The sequence below is a fragment of the Microbacterium sp. LEMMJ01 genome, from assembly GCF_002114135.1.
Classification (GTDB): Bacteria; Actinomycetota; Actinomycetes; order Actinomycetales; family Microbacteriaceae; genus Microbacterium.
This window is the reverse complement of the sequence record NZ_NCTV01000001.1, coordinates 1-1,916: the sequence shown is the minus strand read 5'-3', so window position 1 is coordinate 1,916 and position 1,916 is coordinate 1. Positions and strand designations below refer to the sequence as shown.

Annotated in this window: 2 protein-coding genes; both read left to right on the top strand. The window is 68.3% G+C overall.

The window, feature by feature from the left end:
* Positions 1-234, top strand: a 234-nt coding sequence (locus B7W94_RS17995; RefSeq protein ID WP_085603467.1) for a hypothetical protein, incomplete at its 5' end; no start/stop codon positions are given.
* A 100-nt stretch (positions 235-334) separates the two neighbouring features.
* The coding region (locus tag B7W94_RS00005) for a hypothetical protein (RefSeq protein ID WP_085603464.1) at positions 335-1,916 on the top strand (1,582 nt) is incomplete at its 3' end.

Below are 1,916 nucleotides of genomic sequence, written 5' to 3'. Positions count from 1 at the left end.
GCTAACAAGGACGCGGACGCCATCCGTGAGGAGCTCCGTCGCATCGGCCAGCAGCTCGCGCAAGCGGACGAGCTGCGCGAACGCCGCGGCAAAGTCGTCGACGAGGCGCGCGCGGCCGAGCTGACCCAGCGAGAGATCGCCCTCCTGCTGGGGATGACCGAGGAAGGGCTGCGGAAGGCGCAGAAGTCCTACCACGGACGCGGGCGCTCTTACGGCGGCCGCCTCGCGTCCTAGCGACCCCGCCAGACCTTCATGGAGCGCCCGTCGACTGCGAAATCTGATTGCAATTTTCAAGCACTCTTGACTAATATAACCTGACGAATGAGGGGGTGAGATGGACGAGCTGAACTACCGACCCAAGCCGTGGACGCCGAAGGACGTGCCCACGATCTGGGTCGACCAGACCACCGGGCAAGGCGTCACCGACGCCGGCACGCCCGTTCGCCCCGTCATCGGCGAGCGCCGCAAGAACCCCAACCTGACGGACCTGCTCGACACGGCTGCCTCGTACGGCGCTAACCGCATCATGCTGACCGGGAAGCGCCCCGAGCCTGCGCCTGGCGTGCGGCACTGGCTGTACGTCCAGACCCCGAACTGGAAGCCCGGAGCCCACTGGGTCAACAACGGCCCGCCCACCGGTCGGTTCGAGCACGCGGTCACCGGCTTCAAGATCGAAGTCCGCACCGCGGAGGAGTGGTTCGGCGACGGGCCGCTGACCCCTGCCCAGGCTCGTCTGGCCTGGAACGTCACCGCGTCGATCATTCGCCACGCCGACGAGAACGCGCGCCTGTTCAACAGCCCTGCCGCCACCGGAACGAACCTGTGGGCGCTGTCGCTGCCGAAGAACATCAACCCCGTGCCGGTCGAAGACGACATCGCCCAGGAGATCCACTTCACCTCGGGCCTGCACCACTACGACCACCTGGTCGCGGGGGAGTCGTTCGCCAAGCACGAGGACTGCGTCCCGCTGATCGACCCGGCCAAGACGAAGAAGATCAGCGAGTTCGCCTACGTCGACGGCCGGTTCATGTTCGCCGGCGTCGGGCGCGAGCTCGGTATCGGCCCCGCGATCCGGCTGAACCAGGCCGCCGCGTACGAGCTGCTCGAGCAAGACCCCTACGCGCGCGCCCGCTTCCACGTGCGGTTCCGCGTCCCTCAGGGCTGGAACCACGTTGGCCTGCTCGGTGTGAAGCACCTGGACGTTCGCGAAGGCTGGTTCTATCCGAACCGGCCCGGAGCGGTGCACGACACCTGGGCCGACGGCAGCGAGATCCACGTCGCCCTCAAGCACGGGTGGGAGATCCGCCCTCACGAGGCCGTGGTGTTCCGCAAGGCCAAGCCTCTAGACACCTTCACCGAGCGCATGACGCGCGCCCGCGAGCGAGTCCAGCTGCAGGACGAGATGCACCCGGACCTGCGCCGCGCTGTGCTCGCCGCGCTGCGGAACATCATGCTGCACTCGATCGGTGCATTCGCCGCCGCGGGCCGCGACGAGACCCGCGTCGCCGCGTCGCCCGATGACGTCCCGCCCGAGTACAGGGCCAAGATGCTGCGACAGGGCAACCTCTGGATCTATCGCATCCCGTCGCGCCCGAACGACCGCACCCGAAGCTTCTACCACCCGGAGCTCGCCGCCCAGGTCTGGGGTCGCGCACGCGCTCGCGTCCTCCACGGCCCCAGCTCCCTCGGCGGCTACACCTCCGGTGCTCTCACGGTCGACCCCTCGACGCTCATCGGCATCCAGGGTGATGCGATCTACACGACCAAGCTGCCGGCGTGGTCCCTGCCGGACCGGTTCATCGGCGGCGGCGACGACGGCAAGACCGGGCGCCTGCGCCTGCAGGGCTWCCTCAACGGATCCTTCATCACGCCGGAGACGCTGCGGCAGCGTGACGCGCTGAAAGCACGTGCCGAGC